Annotated in this window: 4 protein-coding genes; all 4 read left to right on the forward strand. The window is 75.3% G+C overall.

Translation table 11 applies throughout. The features are described from left to right. Positions 1-549, forward strand: a 549-nt coding sequence (locus ACFUMH_RS18815) for an NUDIX hydrolase (RefSeq protein WP_378209106.1), incomplete at its 5' end; no start/stop codon positions are given. A gap of 76 nt (positions 550-625) precedes the next feature. Then, a complete protein-coding gene (locus ACFUMH_RS18820; protein ID WP_378209108.1) occupies positions 626-1,819 on the forward strand; it encodes a pyridoxal phosphate-dependent aminotransferase in 1,194 nt (397 codons plus the stop codon). An 84-nt stretch (positions 1,820-1,903) separates the two neighbouring features. Beyond that, a complete protein-coding gene (pdxT, locus tag ACFUMH_RS18825) occupies positions 1,904-2,515 on the forward strand; it encodes a pyridoxal 5'-phosphate synthase glutaminase subunit PdxT (protein ID WP_378209109.1) in 612 nt (203 codons plus the stop codon). A 76-nt stretch (positions 2,516-2,591) separates the two neighbouring features. Then, positions 2,592-3,347 (forward strand): YebC/PmpR family DNA-binding transcriptional regulator, encoded by a 756-nt coding sequence (locus ACFUMH_RS18830; RefSeq protein ID WP_378209111.1) that lies wholly within the window; start codon positions 2,592-2,594, stop codon positions 3,345-3,347. Positions 3,348-3,386: the final 39 nt, after the last annotated feature.

A 3,386-nucleotide genomic window follows, 5' to 3' on the forward strand; every position in this document is an offset into this window, starting at 1 on the left:
GACGGGGGCGGCGCCGTCCGCGGCTTCGGGCCGGAGTGGCGCCGCGGCGAGGACGGCCTGCTGTTCCGCCGCGCGGCCCGCGTGATCCTCCTCGACGAGCGCGACCGGGTGCTCCTCGTGCGGGGGCACGACGCCGACCAGCCGGAGCGCTCGTGGTGGTTCACCGTCGGCGGCGGCCTCGACGACGGCGAGGACCCGCGCGCCGCCGCCGTGCGCGAGGTGCGCGAGGAGACCGGCATCGCCCTGGCACCGGGCGCCCTCGTCGGCCCCGTGTTCACCCGCTCCGCGATCTTCGACTTCTACGCCCAGCACTGCCGCCAGGACGAGGACCTGTTCCTCGCGCGGGTGCGGTCGGCGGACGTCGGCGCCCTGACGCGCGACGGCTGGACGGACGTCGAGCAGGACGTCATCGACGAGCTGCGCTGGTGGGACCTGGACGCGCTCGCCGCGGTGGAGATCGAGGTCTTCCCCGCGGGGCTCGCCGACCTCGTGCGCTCGGTGCTGGTGTGGGACGGGCGCGTGCGGCACCTGGGGCTCGCGCGCGAGTGACGCGGAGCGCGAGCGCGTCGTCGCTGCGTACCCGGCGGTAACGTCCCCGTGACGTGGCGCGGCTAGCGTCCCCGCCATGCCGCGCCCCGCCCCCTCCTCGCCCGTCGCGCGCATCCCGCGCTCGGGCATCCGGACCGTCATGGACCTCGCGCTGCGCGACCCGGAGGCCCTGCACCTCGAGATCGGCGAGCCCGACGCGCGCCCGGCCGCGCACGTCGTCGACGCCGTCGCGGCGGGTGCCGCCGCGGGCCTGACGGGGTACACGTCGAGCGTCGGGATGGGGGGCCTGCGCGAGGTCGCGGCCGAGCGCGTCACCCGCCGGCAGGGCGTGCCCGTGACGCCGGACCAGGTCGTCGTCACGCACGGCGCGATGCACGGGCTCGCCATGGCGCTGGCCACCCTGCTCGGCCCGGGCGACGAGGTGCTCGTGCCCGACCCGGTGTTCCCGAACTGGGAGATGGCGGCGGTCGCGGCGTCCGCCCGCCCGCGCCGCTACCCGACGCACGCGGCCGCCGGGTTCGTGCCGCGGCCCGCCGACGTCGAGGCGCGTGTCACGCCGCGCACGCGCGCCCTGCTGCTGTGCTCGCCGAACAACCCGACCGGCGCGGTGTACCCGCCGGAGGTCCTCGCCGCGCTCGTCGACGTCGCGCGGCGGCACGACCTGTGGGTCCTCTCCGACGAGTGCTACGAGGCGATCACCTACGACGCGCCGCACGTCAGCCCCGCCGTCTTCGACACCGACGGCCGCGTGCTCGTGTTCCACAGCCTGTCCAAGACGTACGCGCTCACGGGCTGGCGCACCGGCTACGTCGTGGTGCCCGACCCGGCGGTCGTCGAGGCGATGGGGCACCTCGCCGAGGCGACGGTCGCGTGCCCCTCGACGACCGGGCAGCTGGCGGCCGTCGCGGCCATGACGGGGCCGCAGGAGGGCGTCGCGGCGGCCGTCGCGTCGTACCGGGAGCGGCGGGACGCGGCCGTGGCGCTGCTGCGGCGGCGGGGCGTGCGCCACGTCGTGCCCGACGGCGCCTTCTACCTGATGGTCGACGTGGGACGCCCCGACACGGACGCGTTCGCGCTCGACCTGCTCGCGCGGCGGCACGTCGCGGTCGCGCCGGGCTCGACGTTCGGGGACGGCGCCGCCGGGATGGTGCGGGTGTCGCTCGCAGCACCGCGCGGCGACCTCATGGAGGGCGTGGCACGGCTCGCGGACGACGTCGCGTCGGGCGCGGGCGGGGCCGCTGCGCCGGGGCGCGTGGCGGCCGCCCGCTGAGGGCCGGCCGTCGGCGCGCCCGTTCGCCAGGGGCGCAGCGCGGCCGGCCGGCACGCCGCCGTCCGCGACCTAGGATCGACGTCCGTGAGCCCCACGATCGGAGTCCTGGCCCTGCAGGGCGACGTGCGCGAGCACGTCGCCGCCCTCGAGCACGAGGGGGCGCGGGCCGTCGGCGTGCGCCGGCCGAGCGAGCTCGACGCGGTCGACGCGCTGGTCGTCCCCGGCGGCGAGTCGACCACGATGGACAAGCTGCTGCGGGCGTTCGACCTGCACGAGCCGGTGCGCGAGCGTCTGCGTGCGGGCATGCCGGCCTACGGCTCGTGCGCCGGGATGATCCTGCTCGCCGACCGCATCCTCGGCGGTATCGACGGCCAGCAGACGCTCGGCGGCGTCGACATCACGGTCCGCCGCAACGCGTTCGGCCGGCAGGTCGACTCCTTCGAGACGGACCTCGTCATCGAGGGCCTCGAGGACTCGGTCGCGGACCCCGTGCACGCCGTCTTCATCCGGGCGCCGTGGGTCGAGGAGGTCGGCCCGGCCGCCACGGTCGTCGGACGCGTCGAGGAGGGCCCCGCCGCCGGTAGGATCGTCGCGGTGCGCCAGGGCCCTGTGCTCGTCACCTCGTTCCACCCGGAGGTGACCGGGGACACGCGCGTGCACCGCCTGTTCGTGCAGATCGTCCGCGACAGCGTCTGAGGCCGCGGCGCCCCGCACCGTCGCGGTGCCGGGGAGCGCGCCACGCAGGCCAGCGGAGACGGAGGGTAGACGAGGCATGTCCGGACATTCCAAGTGGGCCACCACGAAGCACAAGAAGGCCGTGATCGACGCCAAGCGCGGCAAGCTGTTCGCCAAGCTGGTCAAGAACGTCGAGGTCGCGGCCCGCACGGGCGGTGCCGACCCGGCCGGCAACCCGACCCTCTTCGACGCCATCCAGAAGGCGAAGAAGTCGTCGGTGCCGAACGACAACATCGACCGCGCCCTCAAGCGCGGGTCCGGCCAGGAGGCCGGCGGCGCCGACTACCAGACGATCATGTACGAGGGCTACGGCCCCGGCGGCGTCGCGGTGCTGGTCGAGTGCCTCACCGACAACCGCAACCGTGCCGCCTCCGACGTGCGCGTCGCGTTCACGCGCAACGGCGGGCAGATGGCCGACCCGGGCTCGGTGTCGTACATCTTCAGCCGCAAGGGCGTCGTGATCGTCCCCAAGGAGGGCACCGACGAGGACGCCGTCATGGAGGCCGTGCTCGAGGCGGGCGGCGAGGAGGTCACCGACCTCGGCGACCAGTTCGAGGTGCTGTCCGAGGCGACCGACCTGGTCCCCGTGCGCACCGCGCTGCAGGAGGCGGGCATCGAGTACGACTCCGCGGACGTGGTCTTCTGGCCGTCGACGCAGATCGAGGTCGACGCCGACGGCGCGCGCAAGATCCTCCGGCTCATCGACGCGCTCGAGGACTCCGACGACGTGCAGAACGTGTACGCCAACTTCGACGCCTCCGACGAGGTCATGGCGCAGCTCGACGACGAGTGACGCACCGGCGACGCGCCGGGTCCCGGACGGGGCCCGGCG

The organism is Cellulomonas sp. NPDC057328 (assembly GCF_042667215.1).
Taxonomy (GTDB): domain Bacteria; phylum Actinomycetota; class Actinomycetes; order Actinomycetales; family Cellulomonadaceae; genus Cellulomonas.